Below are 17,706 nucleotides of genomic sequence, written 5' to 3' on the forward strand. Positions count from 1 at the left end.
CCGTGGCTCAGTTCGCCATCACCAAGAGAATGCGCTGGCGCCTCGGTTCAGCGGAGGTGTTAGCGTTACCGCAGCCCGGATCGTTCGCGGCCTGATCGCACGAGGGGGGCGGGGCGTTTCCAATCTGAGTCGGACGGGAGATATGTTGCGACACCTTCGCCTTGATCGGTGTGAACTCGGTCTGATGATCGGCCGACCAGATCACCGAAGGACGATACTGAGCAATATCCCCATCCGGCAGCTCCACGACCTTGCCGAGCTTTCCGCTCACGATGTCGGGGATTGCCTTGTCGAAGGGGTTGTTCCAGTCCAGATGATCGAGGGAGGCGTTCGTTTGGCGATAAATCACCCACTCATCGGCCCGAAAGTCCATTGCACCGGGTATTTGACTCTCAGACGGCATTCGGCGCAGTGTCGCATCGAAGTCGAAACGCTCGTCTTTCACACGCGGTGTGAGCCGGTCGATCCACGAATCGGCCTGTTTGCCGATGTGCTCGTGAAAATGCACGAAATCCGAAAAGCGTGATATGTCGCTGTGCGGATCCGGAGTGGCCACGATGCGCGCATTGACCTCGTCATAGAACGCCTTCCGGTCTATAGAGCCCAGACGTGGGGCACGGTTCAAAGCCTCGACGGCGGCGTCGGCGCGGCCGCGCTCCAGTTCGACCAGGCCGCGGCGCAGTGCAATCTCGGGACGATCGCCATAAGTGGCCCTGAGCCGGTCGAGATAGTGCAGCGCTTCGTCCACGCCCAGCTGCTTGTGGATGTCGTCTGTACGCCTGACCGCCGTCGCCACTGTGTCGTCGATCGCACGGCGGGCGGCTACCGGATCGTCTGCCAGATGCAGCGCCGCCTTGCGCAAATTACCCTGCTCGAGATTAACAACGAATTCAGAGCGCGCGGCTCCTTCGCCAGGCAGCGTGAGCTCCTTGACGTTCGAACCGCGTGCCGCCTTGCGGATCGCGTCGAGATCGGCGCGTTGCAAGCTGTTGGCGATCGCGAGCGGAATCATGTTCGCATCCTGCGCAATCATGTGCACGACGTCGCTCTCGCGATCGACCCAGACACTCAGATCCCCCAAGCGCGTGTGTACGGCCATGACCTCGATTGGCGCGGCCTGGTCGGGAATCGCCACGATGATAGGTTTGCCGCCCGTTGTTTCCTTGATCATGAAATGTCCGTTGCCGAGCAACTCCGACATTTGCACGTCCGGGACCATGCGTGCCTGTATGACTGCCGTCACATCGTTCTCGAGGGCGGCGGTGCGCAGTTGCCAGTCGGGGTCGATATCCACTCGTGGCGCTTTTTCGCGTGCGAATTCCACCCATTCCCCGCCCCGCTCGAAACGCGCGAACACCGAGTCCTTACCTTGCACCTGCAAGACCGAGCTGATCATCGGGTTGCCCGGTAGCGCCGCAACCGGATCGGCGCCGCTCAGATCACGTGCGAATGCGCTCACCCGATCCATCTTGCGCGCGTGCAGGCCGATCCTGAAGCCGTTGGCGGTGCGCTCAATGCTTAAATCGTTGAGTGGAACGTCGGCCATGCGAGACTCGATGCGAAGCGCGTCGGTCTGCATTAGCACAGTGCGTTTGAAGGGGGCATCGGAGACTTGGGTAGAGACGGAGCGCATCTTCGTGCCCTTCTTCGCCTCGGTGATGATCAGGAAGCGATCCTCGTTTACAGGCTTAAGCCTTACCAGGGCATCATCGAACGCCTTGAAGTCTCTGACCGGCTTGAGTGTGAATTGCGTCTCGTCGAAAGTCTTGATCGAAATCTGTCCTTCGGCAGTTCTGATCGCGTTCATGTTCGACGAATATTGGATGTTCGAGCGCCGCAGGACCTGATCTACACCGTTGGCGATCGACGGCCGCGCAGCGGCGTCGCGCATCGCGAGCGACACGCCGCCCGCGGTGACAGGGCCTTGTAATAGCGGCAGTGTCTCGGTCGTGGTGCCGGCATAACCGGCCTTGTGAAAGCCGACTTCGTGCCATTGATCAAAGCGCAGCGCCTTGTTGCGCTCCGCCCACTGAGGAAACACGTTGCTGCGGTCCACTGTGACCGAGCTCAGGTAATCGAGGGGGTGCGCATTCGCTGTCTGGTTCAGCCACGCAATCACCACACTCCATTTCATTATCTCGTTCAGACGCTGGTATTGCGGCTCGTAATCGGCCACTTCTTCGTAGTGGTCGTTCCACCATTCGATGGCTGCCGCGAGGAACGCCGAGGTCTGCACTTCCTGACTGGGGGTGGCCGCGTTGTGGCCCGCCGAGTAGATCCGTGTCGCAGTGTGCGCAAACAGCATCGTGTCGTTGTCATTGGCGACCTGGTAGCCCAGATTGGACGGCCCGAACCACAGGCGCGACTCTGACAGCTCTTCGGATTCCTTTTTGTATACATACGAGAGCTTCACGTGTGGATCGTCGACGAAATCCAAGATGGCATTACGCCGCGGCGACGAGTCCACGAAGTCGATGATCCACAGTTTCGCGATCAGATCGGTATAAAACAACGTCATTCCCGCCGACGTGCCCTTCAGGTCGCCATCGTAGCGTGCCGCCTGATAGGAACAATCTAACCTCGCTACTTGCATCCGATTAGCGAACGGTAAGCTCATCTCGTTACGCTGCAGTTGCTCCATCATGCGCGCATATGGACCGAAATCCTTGTTGTCCAGACCTTCGACCACCGTCTGGATGCCGCCGTCGCCGAACATGGCCCTCGCTTGCTCGGCAGGTAATTCCTTGACGATCAACTCAAACCGCTTGCGCAGTTCGGGAAACTGGATGGCAGGGTCGAGCGAGAAGCCGGAGCCCGCGACGATATGCTGTGCAAGAACCTCTTGCGAGAGCTCCTTTTTTAATTGTTCGAGTTCAGCGTTGTAGCGCGTTTTCAGAGATGAAACGCTGGCGCCTTTCGCCACCATCGCATCGTAACGGGCGCCGAGCGCATCCAGACGTTCTCGCGCCTGCTTGTTGATATTTTCTTCGCGAACGCGATTGTTATGCTCGGATTGCCAGATGGCCGCAACTTCCTCCACGCCGATCGGACTGCGATGGCCGCTCTGCAGTTTGCGCCCCCCCGCGATCAAGCCCTGGCGTGTCTTGGTCACGAATGTCAAGTTGTCTACGGAGGACATGAAATCGTTAAAGTCGGCGATGCTGGCGAGCGGCTTTTCGATGTAGCCGTATTGGGCAGAGAACAGGTCTGCATAGCTTACGTCCGGAAGGCGCGTGAGGCGCGCCATGGCGTGCTCGCCGTCCAGTGAGTATTCCACTATTTCCATGCGCTGGAACGGCTCGCCGAGGTTCTTGCGCTGCTGGTCGGCGACATGTGAAAGGTCGTCCCTGCGTTGCGCCTCACTGCGGCCAGCGGGCACGAGGGCGATTACTGTGGTTTTGTCGAGCGCTCGCGAACGTGTTTCGCCGTACTCGAAGGTGCCAAGCGCGCGCACATAGCCGTGGCGTATAGGCGGCAGGTCGAAGAGGACCTGGCTGAAGGATTGCGCGTCCAGGCCTCGGGCGCTAATCACCGTGAACAGCAGCCAATCGCGGTACTGGTCGTTACGCTCAGACGTCGTCAAGTCCTGCATGCTGATGGCGTCCGCCGAAAAGTCGACCGTTTGCGGTACGCCCACCTCGAGATCATGCGGCAGCCCGGGCAAGTTGTTGTCAGGGGTGTCCGCTTTCACCCCTTCATTCATTGATACAGATGTCGAAAGTTCGCCGTCGCTCGCCGTGTACAGATAAGCGAGCTGCCCGGCACTCGCGACCAACACAAGGATCGCCACAATGGATACGAGCTGTTTCATGATTGCTCTCCCTGCGATGCCAGTTTGCGGTAGGTATCGATGCGGGCCGCGGCTTGCGGTTCACCAGGATTTTCCACGGTCGTGAACCAGCCGAGAAATGCATTGGCATAGGCGTTCCGCACGCTTGCCTCGCGTGGGTCGCCGATACCGAACGGGCTCGCCTGCAGAAAGCGTTCGGACGCCTCGATGATCGAATCGTAATCGGTGGAGGAAGCGCTCGTAATTTGCATCACGGCTTCGTCGCGGGTTTGGTGCGCAGGTATTTCGATCGCGGAGAACACCCCAGCGACGACGACACTCAGTGCTGCCGCGACGGCCAGGCTGCGCGCCCCTGTATCGCCTGAACCGGCAAACCATTCGCGAAATGATACGCGGTCGCCGCTCACGGGCGACGCTGGCGGGATCATGAGCGTGGGTACGAAATCTGGTTCTGCCGGTGCATTAACCGCTGGCGTATCTTCTGACTGAGCGTCCGAATCCGCTTGTTCGCCACTCTCACGACGCCGTTGCACGATGAACGAGGCCACACGCCGAGCGTCGACAGCGGGTAAATCGGAACTCGCAGCCTTCATATCATCGAATGCTTGCGCGAGCTCGGACTCTGCACTTGCTTCGGAGCTGAAGATTGTGATTACCGCCTCACGCAATGCCGCGAGCGCATCATTGGTGGGTCGTGTCGGCAGGGGCTCCCCAGCCAGTTCGCGCCACAAGCCAGCATCGCGAGCGACGATCCATCTGTCGCTGAGTGCAGCCGCTTCGGTCGACTGCCTGAACGCTTCGAGCGGACCGAAGCCTGTTTTCGCATCATTGAAGAGCTTCTTGCCGGCTTCGCTCAGTTGCTTGCCTTCATCGCGTTTAAGCTCCTTCATGACGTCGTCGATGTTCGACTGAAGCTGCTGCATGCGCTCGACGAGCTGATTAAACGCTTCATCGGCCTCGCTCAAAGCGGGGCATAGAAACATAGCCTTCTGCGACGCTACAAGCGCCTGCGCGCAGGCGTCGTCGTTGGCAAGTTGTACGCTGAGCAGGTGGTACGCCTGGCCAAGAATTTCCTGGATGGGGAGGCGGTCGGGATGCGCCTTGACGATAATCTCGAGCTCCGTAATCACCTGCCGCAGCGTGGTAATGTTCTTCGTTGCATCGTCGTTCAGCCGCTTGCATGCGCGCTCGAGTTCGAGGCTCGCCAGACGCTCCGAAAGCACCTCCTTCATTTTCGGATCTGTCACGTTGCGCAACCGGTGTATAGCCTCGTTGTATCCTCCTGCGTTCATCAACGCATTGATCTGGAACTTGATGAGCGGCAGCCGGATCACGCCCGGATCACCCCCGCAGGTTTTTCTCAAGGTCAGCACGGCCTCGATCCATGTCCCTTGCCACGACAAGTGCTCATTCGTCGTGACTGAGCAATTGTCGATGCGGCCATTTACGAATGCGAACATCGAATCCAGAAACAGCTCGTCGGTGAGCAGCGCGCGCAGCGCGGCGCCATCGAGCACTTCCGGTCTTTCGAGCATGCGCGCCGCCGTTTCCCAATGCGCGTTGCGTGACCATTCCTTTCGAAGACGCCGAAGCAGCTCGTCCCAAAAAAAGGCAGCGGTCTCAACGCGGCCCGCGCACTCGGCCTCGAACGCCTTGCGATGCAGTCGCAGCAGCGCAGCGATATGTAGCTCACCCGCACGACGCCGTCGCAAGACCAGCCAACCATCGTCGACCGCGTTTTTTTCGAGGGTGCATAAGGCGTCCCATGTCGGGTTGCCGTTGACGGCATCGCGAAAGAGCTCCGCCGACGGCAGCGGCAAGGTGCGCTGTCCGCACGGGCGTTCAAGAAAGCATTTGTCCATATCCGGTCCCCAGAATGTGGGTTACCCAGCCAGGTGGCAGCGGCCGCCTGGGGTCATCATGCCGTCAATCAATCTGGCGCCCCTACGGCAAGGGCTACTCGCTGGCGCGAGTGAGCGCATCGTGAATGCGCCGGGCAATTTCCGGATCGCGTAGATAGCCGCCAATGCCGTGTCGGTTCTCGGTGTCGTTGACGACATCGTTCTTGTTTTCAATGGACGGTTTGATAGAAAACGACTGCGCATCAAGCGGATTAAGCGCAACGAGATCAAGTGGATCGCGTGCATTGAACCAGGCCGTGACGCCTGCGGGATGCGAAATAGGTGCAAGGCGCATGCGGACGGCGCGCACGCCGAGTGGCGAGCCCAGTGTGATCAGCATGGGTACCTTCCAGCCGTGCGTCTCGGCTTCCCGGCGCAAAAGGTTATACGCCACTACCGTGCCGAGCGAATGCGCCACTACCACTGACGGCACGTCCGTGCTCAATGCTTTGCGTACGCCGGTCTCGATGCTGTCGCGGGTACCCAGGTGAGTCAGGTATCGATGCACATCACGGGTGGCGAGCGCGATGCTCACTCCACTGGCGAAGGGCACGTTACGATCCAGAGCCTTCAGAATCGCGAGCAGGCGCGCATCGTTGAACATGCCGCGAGCGATGGCGTCGCGCTCGTCCTCGTCCTGTATCTGCTCCGGCATGAGTTCGCCGCGCTCGGCTACTTCCTCGAGTACTTGCTGGATAAAGATCTGCTCGGTGCTGCTATGCGCTGCGCCTCGCACTTCAACTTCGGCGACATGCTCGGCCGGGGTGTCGTTCACGAGGTCATAGAGTGTCTGCCCGTAATAGGGAAAGCGGACGTTCTTGGCCTGCAATGGCAGGGACAGGCCGGCCGAAGCGAGACCGCAGTCGAGTGCTGCCAGCCACTCTTCCTTCAGGGCCGAGGCGTCCTTCATTTCCTGCGAGCGACCGTGTACGAACACCAGGTTGCATTTCATTGCAGGTCTCCTTGCATCATGAGGGTGTAGAGCGGGTCGTGAGCCGCTGCCTCGTACAAGGTCCACAGCGACGGAAGCAAATATCGTTCGAGCGACCGGATCGCATCCGGAACGCGAACGCGGCACGCGGGTAGAAGTGCCCAACCCTGGGAAAGTATTGGAAAGCCGGGGCTGCCTGGGGTGAGGGACGGGCCGCTGCCCCAACTGAGCAGGTTCAGGTCAAACAGCCTGACGCCGAAATGTATCTCGACCATTTCGGAAAGTCGGTGAATCAAGTCTGACCGCTGCGCTTCGTGACAGCAGTAAGCGCAGTAGAGCGCGAGCCCGATATCTTCATTCGCAGGGGTACAGATGTAGTCCGTCAAGGCATCCAACGCCACTTCGTCAAGCCGCAGGTGTCCGTTATTGACGGCGGCCGAAATCGCGGGTCGGAGGTCACCCAGTCCGACATTTCGCTGTGTTTCACCCACGTCTCGCGCGCCGATCGGCTCGTAACTCACGTCTACGAGCAAGCGGGTTTTCTTCTCGGAGGGATGGCCAGGCTCAAAAACGAGTCGCGACTGTTGCCCGGCGATGGCAGGTAGCACCGTGACGGCGCCGCTGTCGAACCGCAGCAGGACGTTCACGACAGGCTCGTCCGATTCTATGGTCACGGCCATTCTCGACGGATGCAATGTAGCCTTCGCAGTCGAAGGAACATCCACTGAGCGCAGTTCTTCACCCAAGGTCTCGAAACCACGGCCCTGAATCCTGAAAGGAGTGTCTCGCTCCGTGAGCCGACGCCGAACGCACGCTATGAACGAACTCATCTCGTTGGTTTGAATTGGGGATGGCGGCGTTGACGTCATGTGACCTTGGAAACCGCTCGGAGTCGGCACCTGCCTCCACTCAGGTACGGCTGAGCCGAGAATCATTTTTTCAATCACATCTGCTGGCGAGGGTCTTGGCGGCAGCGACGGGCCGCCTCCGCGTTCGTGCATGCACAATTGCAGGGGCACCTCCGACAGCCATTCCTTGCGCGACACGATGCGTGCATCCGGAATCTGGTTGAGCAGAGTGAGTGGGCCGAACCGCTTTTCCAGGCGCGCCGGAACAAGACGCTTCAACTGCTCGTGCAAACGATCCGCACGGATCACGCCCGCGCGGGACGCCTCCTCTGGCTCAGGCTCGATAATTTCGCGGTGCATGCCGCGCAGACATTCGACAAGCGCCTGGGAATAAACTGCGCGATAGCGTTCGGCGGACTCCGTGACGTTGCGTATTTCATAGGCCGCGTTGCCTCGGGCACATGCGAAAAAAACATCGACCTTTTGTTCAAAATCGCAGGCCACTTCGTTCGGAAAAATTTCGGTGCCCGTAACCTGCGTGGCCTGGATGCCATCCGGCGCCGTTCTGCAGGCATCCGAAATGAGTACAACATGAGGTATGCCGCAATAGCGCGCGAGCTGGATGCTGCCTTCTACATTGATCGCCTCTCCCGTATTGAGAGGGGCACGCGAAAGCAGCCAGCGCTCACCGCGGTTATAAACACCGTGTCCCGCGAAGTAGACTATGAGTTGTCCGACGGTGCCACGCTCAACCAGCTCCGCGATCGCATCGCACACTTGATGGACCCGTACCTCGCCAGAGACTTCGTCGCACAGAACCTTGAGGTAATCGTCGCCGATGCCTTGCGACTCGGCCCATCGTTTCATCTGCCTGATGCCTTCTCCGACAGCAGAGAGTTCCGGCAAGCCCCGGGCTTTCTTTACACCGATCAGGACGACTGCGCGCTCCATTTCTTTCCTCGGCGATCGCGTCAATTTCGAGCCTGGCAATTCGCGCGCTGGAATTAATGTCGGTGTCGTTTGCGCGCAGCATCAAGCAGCGTTGATTGGTTTAAAGGATAGACGTCTATCTGGAAAAAAGAAGGCAAGGATGCTCACCGCCAAACATTTGCAATGTCGATGACGCCAGCCAGCGTTCGATAACACTGAATTGAACGCCCGGGCGCCCTCGACACATGTCGGGTGAACCCGGGCGCATCGATCAATCAGTGCGAATGCCGCGGCTCGCCGCCACTGCGGGCAATCACCCGCAGGTGCAAGGTCGCCGGTTCCAGGCAGCCGCCGGTGGACAGTTGGCCGACCAGTTGACGGTACAGTTCCTGCCAAGGGGTTTGTGACGGTGGGAAGCTCGGCGTCCACTCGGCGCGACGTCGAGCCATCTCCGCTTCATCGACCAGCAAGTTGACCGATCGTGCATTGAGATCCACGCGCAGGCGGTCGTTGGTCTTGAGCAGGGCCAGGCCACCGCCCACGGCCGCTTCCGGGGACATGTTGAGGATCGAAGGGCTGGCGGAGGTGCCGCTCTGGCGTCCGTCGCCCAGGCAGGGCAGGGAGTCGATGCCTTTTTTGATCAGCGCGGCCGGTGGCGCCATGTTCACCACTTCGGCACTGCCGGGGTAGCCCACGGTGCCGGCACCGCGGATCACCAGGATGCAGCGCTCGTCGATGTCCAGTGACGGGTCGTCGATGCGGGCGTGATAGTCCTCCGGTCCTTCGAACACAATCGCCCGGGCTTCGAAGCTGTTCTCCGCGCCGGGCTCCGACAGGTAGGTCTTGCGGAACGCTTCGCCGACCACCGACATCTTCATGATCGCACTGTCGAAGAAGTTGCCGCTGAGCACGATGAAACCGGCGCGGTGCTTGAGCGGCGTTTCGAAGGGGTAGATCACGTCGGCGTTACTGGTCAGGCTGCTGCTGACGATTTCGCCGATGCTCTTGCCGCTGACCGTGGCGCAGTCTTCGTGAAGCCGCCCGGCCTTTTGCAGTTCATGCATCACCGCTGGCACGCCGCCCGCACGGTGGAAACCTTCGCCCAGGTACTTGCCCGCCGGCATGCAATTGACCAGCAGCGGCACGTCTTCGCCAATCCGTTGCCAGTCGTCCAGGCTCAGCTCGACGCCCATGTGTCGGGCGATGGCGATCAGGTGCGGAGGGCAATTGCTCGACGCGCCCAGTGCCGAAGCGACGGCGATGGCGTTCTCGAACGCCTCGCGGGTCATGATCTGCGACGGGCGTACGTCCTGCATCACGAGTTCACAGATGCGCTTGCCGGTGGCGTAGGCCATTTGCCCGCGCTCGCGATAAGGCGCCGGAATGCTCGCGCAACCCGGCAACGACATGCCCAGGGCTTCGGCCAGGGCGTTCATCGACAGGGCGGTGCCCATGGTGTTGCAGTGACCCACCGAGGGCGATGCCGCGGTGGTCATTTCCATGAAGCCTTCGTAATCGATTTCCCCGGCGGCCATCAGGTTGCGCGCATGCCAGAGCACGGTGCCGGAGCCGATCAGTTCACCCTTGTGGTGACCGTCGAGCATCGGCCCACCCGACAGGACAATGGCCGGCAGGTCAGTGGTCGCGGCGGCCATCAGGCAGGCGGGCGTGGTTTTGTCGCAACCGGTGGTGAGCACCACGCCGTCCAGCGGGTAACCGTGGAGAATTTCCACCAGCCCCAGGTAGGCCAGGTTACGGTCCAGCGCGGCGGTGGGCCGGCGTGATTGCTCGGCGATCGGGTGGACGGGGAATTCCATGGGAATGCCGCCGGCATCGCGAATGCCGGCCTTGACCCGTTGCGCCAGCTCCAGGTGATGGCGGTTGCACGGAGTCAAATCGCTGCCGGTCTGGGCGATGCCGATGATCGGGCGGCCCGATTGCAGCTCTTCGCGGGTCATCCCGTAGTTCATGTAGCGTTCGACGTACAGGGCCGTCATGTCCGCGTGGGCAGGGTCATTGAACCATTGCTCGCTGCGCAGGCGACGCTTGGGGATGTCACTCATGATTCGTTTCTCTCTTGTAATTGGATGAATCGACAATCTGTTCCGGCTTCAGCGGGCGAGCAGTCCCCGGGATGCCAGGTTCCGCAACAGGGCACTCACGCCAAAGGTCCAGGGCGTGGCGTCGCTGCTGTGGGTGACCTGGTTGTGCAGGCTGCCGAGCAACGGGCTGCTGATACTGACCCGGTCGCCCAGTTTGTGGGTGAAACCGCTGCCGACATGATCGCGATCCTCGGTGGGGGCGAACAGAGTACCGAGAAACAGCAGGAAACCATCAGGGTATTGGTGATTGGCATTGAGGGTCTGGCCGGCCAGGTCCTGCGGATCGCGGCTGATCTGGTTCATGGAACTCGAACCCTGCATCCGGTAGCCGTCTTCGCCCTGCACGTGCAGGTCGACCACACAGGCGCGCACGTCATCCAGGCTGAAGTGTTCGTCGAACAGGCGAATGAACGGCCCGATCGCACAGGACGCATTGTTGTCCTTGGCCTTGCTCAGCAACAACGCGCTGCGGCCTTCGAAGTCCCGCAGATTGACGTCGTTGCCCAGGGTGGCGCCGTGGATCCGTCCGCGGCTGTCGACCGCCAGCACGATTTCCGGTTCCGGGTTGTTCCACTTGGAACCGGGGTGAATGCCGATCCGGCTACCGCTGCCCACGGCCGCCAGGACGGGTGCCTTGGTGAAGATTTCCGCGTCCGGGCCGATGCCGACTTCCAGGTATTGCGACCACATGCCCTGTTCGATCAGCAAGGCTTTCAAGCGCATGGCCTGCTCGGAGCCCGGCACGATCGAACGCAGGTTGTCACCGATCACGGCCTGCACCGTCGCGCGCACCGCCTCGGCCTTGGCTGCGTCACCACCGGCCTGTTCCTCGATGACACGCTCGATCATGCTGGCAGCGAAGGTCACACCAGCAGCCTTGATCACTTGCAAGTCCAGAGGCGGCAGCAGGTGGGGTTTGGACGGGTCGGCATCGGGGCCGGTGTTGGCCAGCAGGGCTTCGACACTGGCAATGAAGGTGCCGGGCGTCTGGCGGACGGCGGCCAGTGGCGATTCGGTTTCCAGCAAGTCACTCAAGGTCGCAAAACGATCCGACAGATCGAACACGCCGTCGCTGCGCAGAACAATCGGCGAAGGCCCGGCGATCCGGCCCGGCACCCAGGCGCGGCCGATCAGGGTACCGGCCACACCATCGACCGGCAGGGTATTTTCGGGAGTAAGCAGTAGCGACATGGCGAATCTTCCTGGTTCGTAAAGCCTTCACGCTAGGGCGGGCAGTCGATAAACTCCAATGAGATATATTCAGTATTCGATAACGTCCGGTTATTGCTGATCCGAGGAATGCCCATGTCTGATCTGTCCTTCTCCAGCTTCTGCGGCTGGCTCAAATTCCGCCATTTGCTGCTGATCGACACCTTGGGGCGCACACGCAACATGCACCTGGCGGCGCAGCAGATGAACCTCAGCCAGCCGGCCATCAGCAAGATGCTCAAGGAAATCGAAAGCCTGCTGGGGTTCGCGCTGTTTGAACGCCAACCCAGGAGCATGCCGCCGACGGCGTTGGGCGAGCACGTGCTGCGCTACGCGCAAATCGCGCTGAACGATGCGCGCTCGTTCGTCGAGCAGATCGGCAGCCTGCGCGAGGGCGGCCATGGTCACCTCAAGGTCGGCGGGATTTTCGCCGCCACGGCGGTGGCCTTGCCCGAGGCGATCCTGCAGATCAAGCAGCGCTGGCCATTGCTGTCCATTGAAGTGGTGGAGCAGACCAGCAACCACCTGATGGAAATGCTTGAGGAGAAGAAACTCGATCTGGCGGTGGCCCGTTTCACCGATCAAAGCCAGCAGCAGCGTTATGACTTCCAGCCCCTGGCGCCCGAACCGTTCTGCATCGTGGTCAACAGCCGGCACCCGCTGGCGGACGCCGGGCCGACCTCCTTGCAACAACTGGTGGATCTGCCGTGGATTCTCTATCCGGTCGGCACGCCGATTCGCGGACGCATGGAGTTGGCCTTCGCCGAAGCGGGGGTGGGGATGCCGCGCAACACCGTCGACACCATCTCCATGCAGACCTTTCTCCAGGTGCTGCAACGCGGGCCGATGATCGGGATGCTGCCCAACGCCATGGTCCATCCGCTGCTTGAAAGCGGTCAGCTGAAAACCCTGGATACGCCGCTGCACCTGGTGCCGCAGGATTACGGCATCCTCACGCGCAAGGGCGAGCAACTGGTGGGAGCGGCGCTGGAATTCGCGGAAATACTCAAGGAAAACGCGCGGCTGGCCAGTGATCTGGCACCTTGAGTCAGGCGGGAATGCCGGACTATTTCGATAACGGATCGTTATCGCTTAATCCAAAAATGCCATTGGGAAAGAATCGGTTTGCGACAGTAGAGTATCGACCAGCTTCCAATCACGGTCAGGAGACTGTCATGCCCGAACTGTCCGGACACAACTTCATCGCCGGTGGCCGCAGCGCCGCCGGGTCGGTGGTGCTTCACAGCGTTGATGCAACGACCGGGCAACCTTTGCCCACGGCCTTCATTCAGGCCACGGCCGAAGAAGTGAACGCCGCGGCGACGGCCGCCGCCCAGGCCTATCCGATTTACCGCAATCTGCCGGCCGCACGCCGGGCGCAATTCCTCGACGCCATCGCCGACGAACTGGATGCCCTGGGCGAGGACTTTGTGGCGTTGGTCTGCCAGGAAACCGCGTTGCCGGCGGCGCGCATACAGGGCGAACGATCCCGCACCAGTGGACAGATGCGCCTGTTTGCCCAGACCCTGCGGCGCGGTGATTTCTACGGCGCGCGCATCGACTTGCCGCTGCCTGCGCGCCAACCCTTGCCACGGGGCGATCTGCGCCAGTGCCGCCTGGGCGTCGGCCCGGTGGCGGTGTTCGGGGCCAGTAATTTTCCTCTGGCGTTCTCCACCGCCGGTGGCGATACCGCCGCCGCGCTCGCCGCAGGTTGCCCGGTGGTGTTCAAGGCCCACAGCGGCCACATGGCGACTGCCGAGCGGGTCGCCGAAGCCATTGTTCGTGCCGCCGGGCAGACCGGCATGCCCCCGGGCGTGTTCAATATGATCTTCGGTGCCGGCGTGGGTGAAGCGCTGGTCAAGCATCCGCTGATCCAGGCCGTCGGCTTCACCGGCTCGCTCAAGGGCGGCAGGGCGCTGTGCGACATGGCCGCTGCCCGCCCGCAACCGATCCCGGTGTTCGCCGAGATGAGCAGTATCAATCCGGTGCTGGTACTGCCGCAGGCGTTGCAGGTGCGCGGCGAGCGTATCGCCGCCGAACTGGCCGCCTCGGTGGTCATGGGCGCGGGGCAGTTCTGCACCAATCCCGGTCTGGTCATTGGTATCCGCTCCGAGCCGTTCACCACGTTCGTGCAGACCCTCGGCGCGTTGATGGCCGATCAACCGGGGCAAACCATGCTCAACGCCGGCGGCTTGCGCAGTTATGTGCAGGGTTGTGAAACCTTGCGGGCGCACCCGCAGATCAGGCACCTGGCAGGGCAGGCCCAGCAGGGCAACCAGGCCCGGGCGCAATTGTTCCAGGCGGACGTCGACCTGTTGCTGACCGGCAATGAGTTGCTGCAGGAAGAAATCTTCGGTCCGGCCACGGTGGTGGTTGAAGTGGCTGATCGGGCCGAGCTGTTGGCCGCCCTGCAAGGCTTGCGCGGTCAACTGACCGCCACCCTGATCGGTGAAGCGAACGAACTCGAGCAGTGCGCCGACCTGATGGCCGTGCTGGAGCAAAAGGTCGGTCGCGTACTGGTCAACGGTTACCCCACCGGCGTGGAAGTCTGTGATGCCATGGTCCACGGCGGCCCCTGGCCGGCGACGTCCGATGCCCGTGGTACGTCCGTGGGGACCCTGGCCATCGATCGTTTCCTGCGGCCGGTGTGCTATCAGAACCTCCCCGATGCCTTGCTCCCCGAGGCCTTGAAGAACAGCAATCCACTGGGGCTGACGCGCCTGGTCAACGGAGAAAAAACCACCCAGGCACTGTAGTCATCGCTCAACCGCCGGATGAATTGCTCATTCGGCGTGACCCATTCGATAAAAACAATCAGGCATGTCCACATGCCCAGGGGTTACCTCATGCAAACCGTATCCGAGCATTTGCCCGCGCAGGCGCAAGCCAGCGAACTCGATTTTGAAGACCGGACCTACCGCAAGGTCATCTGGCGCATCCTGCCCGTCCTGCTCCTGTGTTACATGGCCGCTTACCTGGACCGTGTGAACATCGGCTTCGCCAAGCTCGACATGCTCAACGAGCTGCAATTCAGCAACACCGTGTATGCCCTGGGCGCCAGTATGTTCTTCTGGGGCTACTTCCTGTTTGAAGTCCCCAGCAACCTGCTGCTGCATCGATTTGGCGCGCGCTTCTGGATTGCGCGGATCATGTTGACCTGGGCCGTCATTTCCATGGCCGTGGCCTACACCGTGCCGCTGGCGGGCTTTTTCCACATCGAATCGAGCAGCATGTTCTACGTGCTGCGCTTTCTGTTGGGCATCTGTGAAGCCGGCTTCTTTCCCGGTGTGATCCTGTACCTCAACTACTGGTTTCCGACCCATCGGCAAAGCCGGGTGATGTCCGGGTTCCTGATGGCCATGCCGATCAGCCTCACCCTGGGCGGGATTCTCTCCGGCTGGTTGATGAACAGCATGCAAGGCGTGCACGGTATGTCCGGCTGGCAATGGATGCTGATCATCGAAGGCATTCCTTCGATCATCATGGCCTTCGTGGTAATCGTTTGCCTGGCCGACAACATCGACAAAGCCAAATGGCTGTCCGCGGCCGAAAAAGCCCTGCTCAAGGCCAACCTGCACACCGATAACCAAGGCAAGGCGTCACGCCTGAGCGAAGTGTTTTTCAACCCGCGCGTCTGGTTGCTGGTGCTGATCCTGTTGACCTTCAATACCGGTTTCTACGGTCTGGCGTTCTGGATGCCCTCGATCATCAAGAGCACCGGCATCACCAACAGCCTGCACATTGGTTTCCTCACGGCCATTCCTTACGCGGTGGCGGTGGTGGCGATGCTGCTTAATGCACGGCACTCCAATCGCACCGGCGAGCGGCGCATGCACGCAGCCATTCCGGCCTTCATCGGTGGTGTCGGGCTGATCCTCAGTGCCTTCTTCGCCGACAACCTGGTGCTGTCCATCCTGTTCCTCAGTGTCGCCGCTTCCGGGATCCTCAGCCTGATGCCGATTTTCTGGACCCTGCCGGGGACTGTGCTGTCAGGTGTCGCCGCCGCGGCCGGCATCGGCATGATCAACGCCATCGGCAACCTGTCGGGCTTTACCGGTTCGATGATCACCGCCGTGGCGGAAAACCTCACCGGCAACATCAACAACGGCACCTACGTGTTGGCCCTGTGTCTGTTCGTCAGTGGCGGGCTCATCCTGGCCATACCGGCAGGGATGCTCGGCAGAACCCCGAAAACCGCGGCCATCACAGCTAAACTGGAGACGGCATGAACATGCAGCACAAGCGCGTACTGGTCACGGCGGCCGGGCAGGGCATCGGCATGGCCAGCGCCATTGCCTTCGCCCGGGCCGGCGCCGAGGTGTTCGCCAGTGACATCGATATCAGTGGGCTGGAGGGGATCGAAGGCATCACCGCCATCACCCTGGACGTGACGTCGGTCAGTGCCATCAGCGCAGCCTGCGAGCGCATCGGCGGACTGGACGTGTTGTTCAACTGCGCCGGTTACGTGCACAGCGGCAACATCCTGGATTGCGACGAAGCCGCGTGGGCGCGCTCCATGGACATCAATGCCACCGCCATGTACCGGGTGATCCGCGCATTTCTGCCGGGCATGCTGGAACGGGGCGGCGGTTCGATCATCAACATGTCGTCGGTGGTGTCGAGCATCAAAGGCGTGCCCAACCGGTTCGCCTACGCTGCCAGCAAGGCGGCGGTGGTGGGCCTGACCAAGGCCGTCGCCGCCGACTTCATCGGCCAGGGCATTCGCTGCAATGCGATTTGCCCCGGTACCGTGGAGTCGCCGTCGCTGCGCCAGCGCATTGCCGATCAGGCCGCGCAACAGGGCGTCGAGGAAACGCAGGTCTACCGGCAATTCCTGGACCGCCAGCCCATGGGGCGCATCGGCAGCGCCGAAGAAATTGCCCAACTGGCGTTGTACCTGGGCAGCGATGCGTCGAGCTATACCACCGGGGCTGTGCATGTGATCGATGGCGGCATGAGCATCTGAACCCGTTTTTGCACTGTCTGTTCAAGCAGGAGAGTTTTCATGAAACTGTTGCGTTATGGCGAAAAAGGCTCGGAAAAACCCGGCCTGCTGGATGCCGACAATCAGATCCGCGACCTCTCGGGTCATGTGTCGGACATCGCCGGGCAAGCCTTGAGCCCGGACAGCCTGGCAGCCCTCGCTGCCCTCGATCCCCGCAGCCTGCCGGTCGTCGCCGGCCAGCCACGGATCGGTGCCTGTGTCGGGCAGGTCGGGAAATTTATCTGCATCGGCCTGAACTATGCCGATCATGCGGCCGAATCGAACATGGAGGTGCCGAAGGAGCCGATCATCTTCAACAAATGGACCAGCGCCATCTGTGGCCCGAACGACAACATCGAGATCCCGCGAGGCTCGAAGAAGACCGATTGGGAGGTCGAGCTGGGGGTGGTCATCGGCAAGGGCGGGCGCTATATCGATGAAGCCAACGCCATGGAACACGTCGCCGGCTATTGCGTGATCAACGATGTGTCAGAGCGCGAATGGCAACTGGAACGCGGCGGCACCTGGGACAAAGGCAAGGGCTTCGACACCTTTGGCCCGCTCGGTCCGTGGCTGGTCACCCGGGATGAAATCGCCGATCCGCACACACTGGACCTGTGGCTGGAAGTCGACGGACACCGCTACCAGAACGGTAATACGCGAACGCTGATTTTCAACGTACCGCAACTGATCGCTTACCTGAGCCGTTGCATGAGCCTGCAACCCGGCGACGTCATTTCCACCGGCACGCCACCCGGCGTGGGCCTGGGCATCAAGCCCGAACCGGTGTTCCTGCGTCCTGGCCAGACGATTCGCCTGGGTATTGCGGGGCTTGGTGAGCAGCGTCAGGTTACTGTGCAGGCGGATTGAGGTTTGTGGCAATGCTCCTAAGGCAGGGTGAGACGGTGTACATATCCGTTTCTTAGGTGATGGCTGCTGGCGGTTCCGCTCTTACAGCGGGTTACTTGGAAAAGCGCCAAGTAACCAAGCGCTTTCGCCCCTGACGTACGG

General features: G+C 61.1%; 11 protein-coding genes. 5 read left to right on the top strand and 6 right to left on the bottom strand.

Features of this window, described 5'->3' with window-relative positions; all coding sequences use genetic code 11:
* Positions 1 to 7 precede the first annotated feature (7 nt).
* From HNQ83_RS26720 to HNQ83_RS26745, 6 genes are all read right to left on the bottom strand, one after another.
* A complete protein-coding gene (locus tag HNQ83_RS26720; protein ID WP_175391847.1) occupies positions 8 to 3,811 on the bottom strand; it encodes a tetratricopeptide repeat protein in 3,804 nt (1,267 codons plus the stop codon).
* On the bottom strand, positions 3,808 to 5,652 hold the full coding sequence (locus HNQ83_RS26725; protein ID WP_175391848.1) for a hypothetical protein: 1,845 nt from the start codon (positions 5,650 to 5,652) through the stop codon (positions 3,808 to 3,810). The genes HNQ83_RS26720 and HNQ83_RS26725 overlap by 4 nt, the downstream gene beginning before the upstream one ends.
* Before the next feature lie 94 nt (positions 5,653 to 5,746).
* The gene (locus tag HNQ83_RS26730) at positions 5,747 to 6,643 is read right to left on the bottom strand and encodes an alpha/beta hydrolase (protein WP_175391849.1); all 897 of its coding nucleotides are present in this window, start codon (positions 6,641 to 6,643) and stop codon (positions 5,747 to 5,749) included.
* Complete coding sequence (locus HNQ83_RS26735) at positions 6,640 to 8,421, bottom strand: caspase family protein (RefSeq protein ID WP_175391850.1); 1,782 nt, start codon at positions 8,419 to 8,421, stop codon at positions 6,640 to 6,642. The genes HNQ83_RS26730 and HNQ83_RS26735 overlap by 4 nt, the downstream gene beginning before the upstream one ends.
* Positions 8,422 to 8,675: 254 nt before the next feature.
* Complete coding sequence (locus tag HNQ83_RS26740; protein ID WP_175391851.1) at positions 8,676 to 10,463, bottom strand: IlvD/Edd family dehydratase; 1,788 nt, start codon at positions 10,461 to 10,463, stop codon at positions 8,676 to 8,678.
* Between the two features lie 48 nt (positions 10,464 to 10,511).
* A complete protein-coding gene (locus tag HNQ83_RS26745) occupies positions 10,512 to 11,693 on the bottom strand; it encodes a fumarylacetoacetate hydrolase family protein (RefSeq protein ID WP_175391852.1) in 1,182 nt (393 codons plus the stop codon).
* Between the two features lie 114 nt (positions 11,694 to 11,807).
* On the opposite strand from HNQ83_RS26745, the gene HNQ83_RS26750 reads away from it, so the two are divergent.
* The 5 genes from HNQ83_RS26750 to HNQ83_RS26770 all read left to right on the top strand — a co-directional run bounded on the left by HNQ83_RS26750 (position 11,808) and on the right by HNQ83_RS26770 (position 17,565).
* Complete coding sequence (locus HNQ83_RS26750) at positions 11,808 to 12,758, top strand: LysR family transcriptional regulator (protein WP_175391853.1); 951 nt, start codon at positions 11,808 to 11,810, stop codon at positions 12,756 to 12,758.
* 128 nt (positions 12,759 to 12,886) lie between these two features.
* A complete protein-coding gene (locus HNQ83_RS26755; protein WP_175391854.1) occupies positions 12,887 to 14,467 on the top strand; it encodes an aldehyde dehydrogenase (NADP(+)) in 1,581 nt (526 codons plus the stop codon).
* Between the two features lie 90 nt (positions 14,468 to 14,557).
* Positions 14,558 to 15,940 (top strand): MFS transporter, encoded by a 1,383-nt coding sequence (locus tag HNQ83_RS26760; protein ID WP_175391855.1) that lies wholly within the window; start codon positions 14,558 to 14,560, stop codon positions 15,938 to 15,940.
* On the top strand, positions 15,937 to 16,677 hold the full coding sequence (locus tag HNQ83_RS26765; protein ID WP_175391856.1) for an SDR family oxidoreductase: 741 nt from the start codon (positions 15,937 to 15,939) through the stop codon (positions 16,675 to 16,677). Before HNQ83_RS26760 ends, HNQ83_RS26765 begins: the two co-directional genes overlap by 4 nt.
* A 39-nt stretch (positions 16,678 to 16,716) precedes the next feature.
* Positions 16,717 to 17,565 carry an ureidoglycolate lyase gene (locus tag HNQ83_RS26770; protein ID WP_175391857.1) on the top strand — a complete coding sequence of 283 codons (849 nt, stop codon included), beginning with the start codon at positions 16,717 to 16,719 and terminating at the stop codon, positions 17,563 to 17,565.
* Positions 17,566 to 17,706 lie beyond the last annotated feature (141 nt).

Source organism: Pseudomonas sp. C2B4 (assembly GCF_013359695.1).
GTDB lineage: Bacteria > Pseudomonadota > Gammaproteobacteria > Pseudomonadales > Pseudomonadaceae > Aquipseudomonas.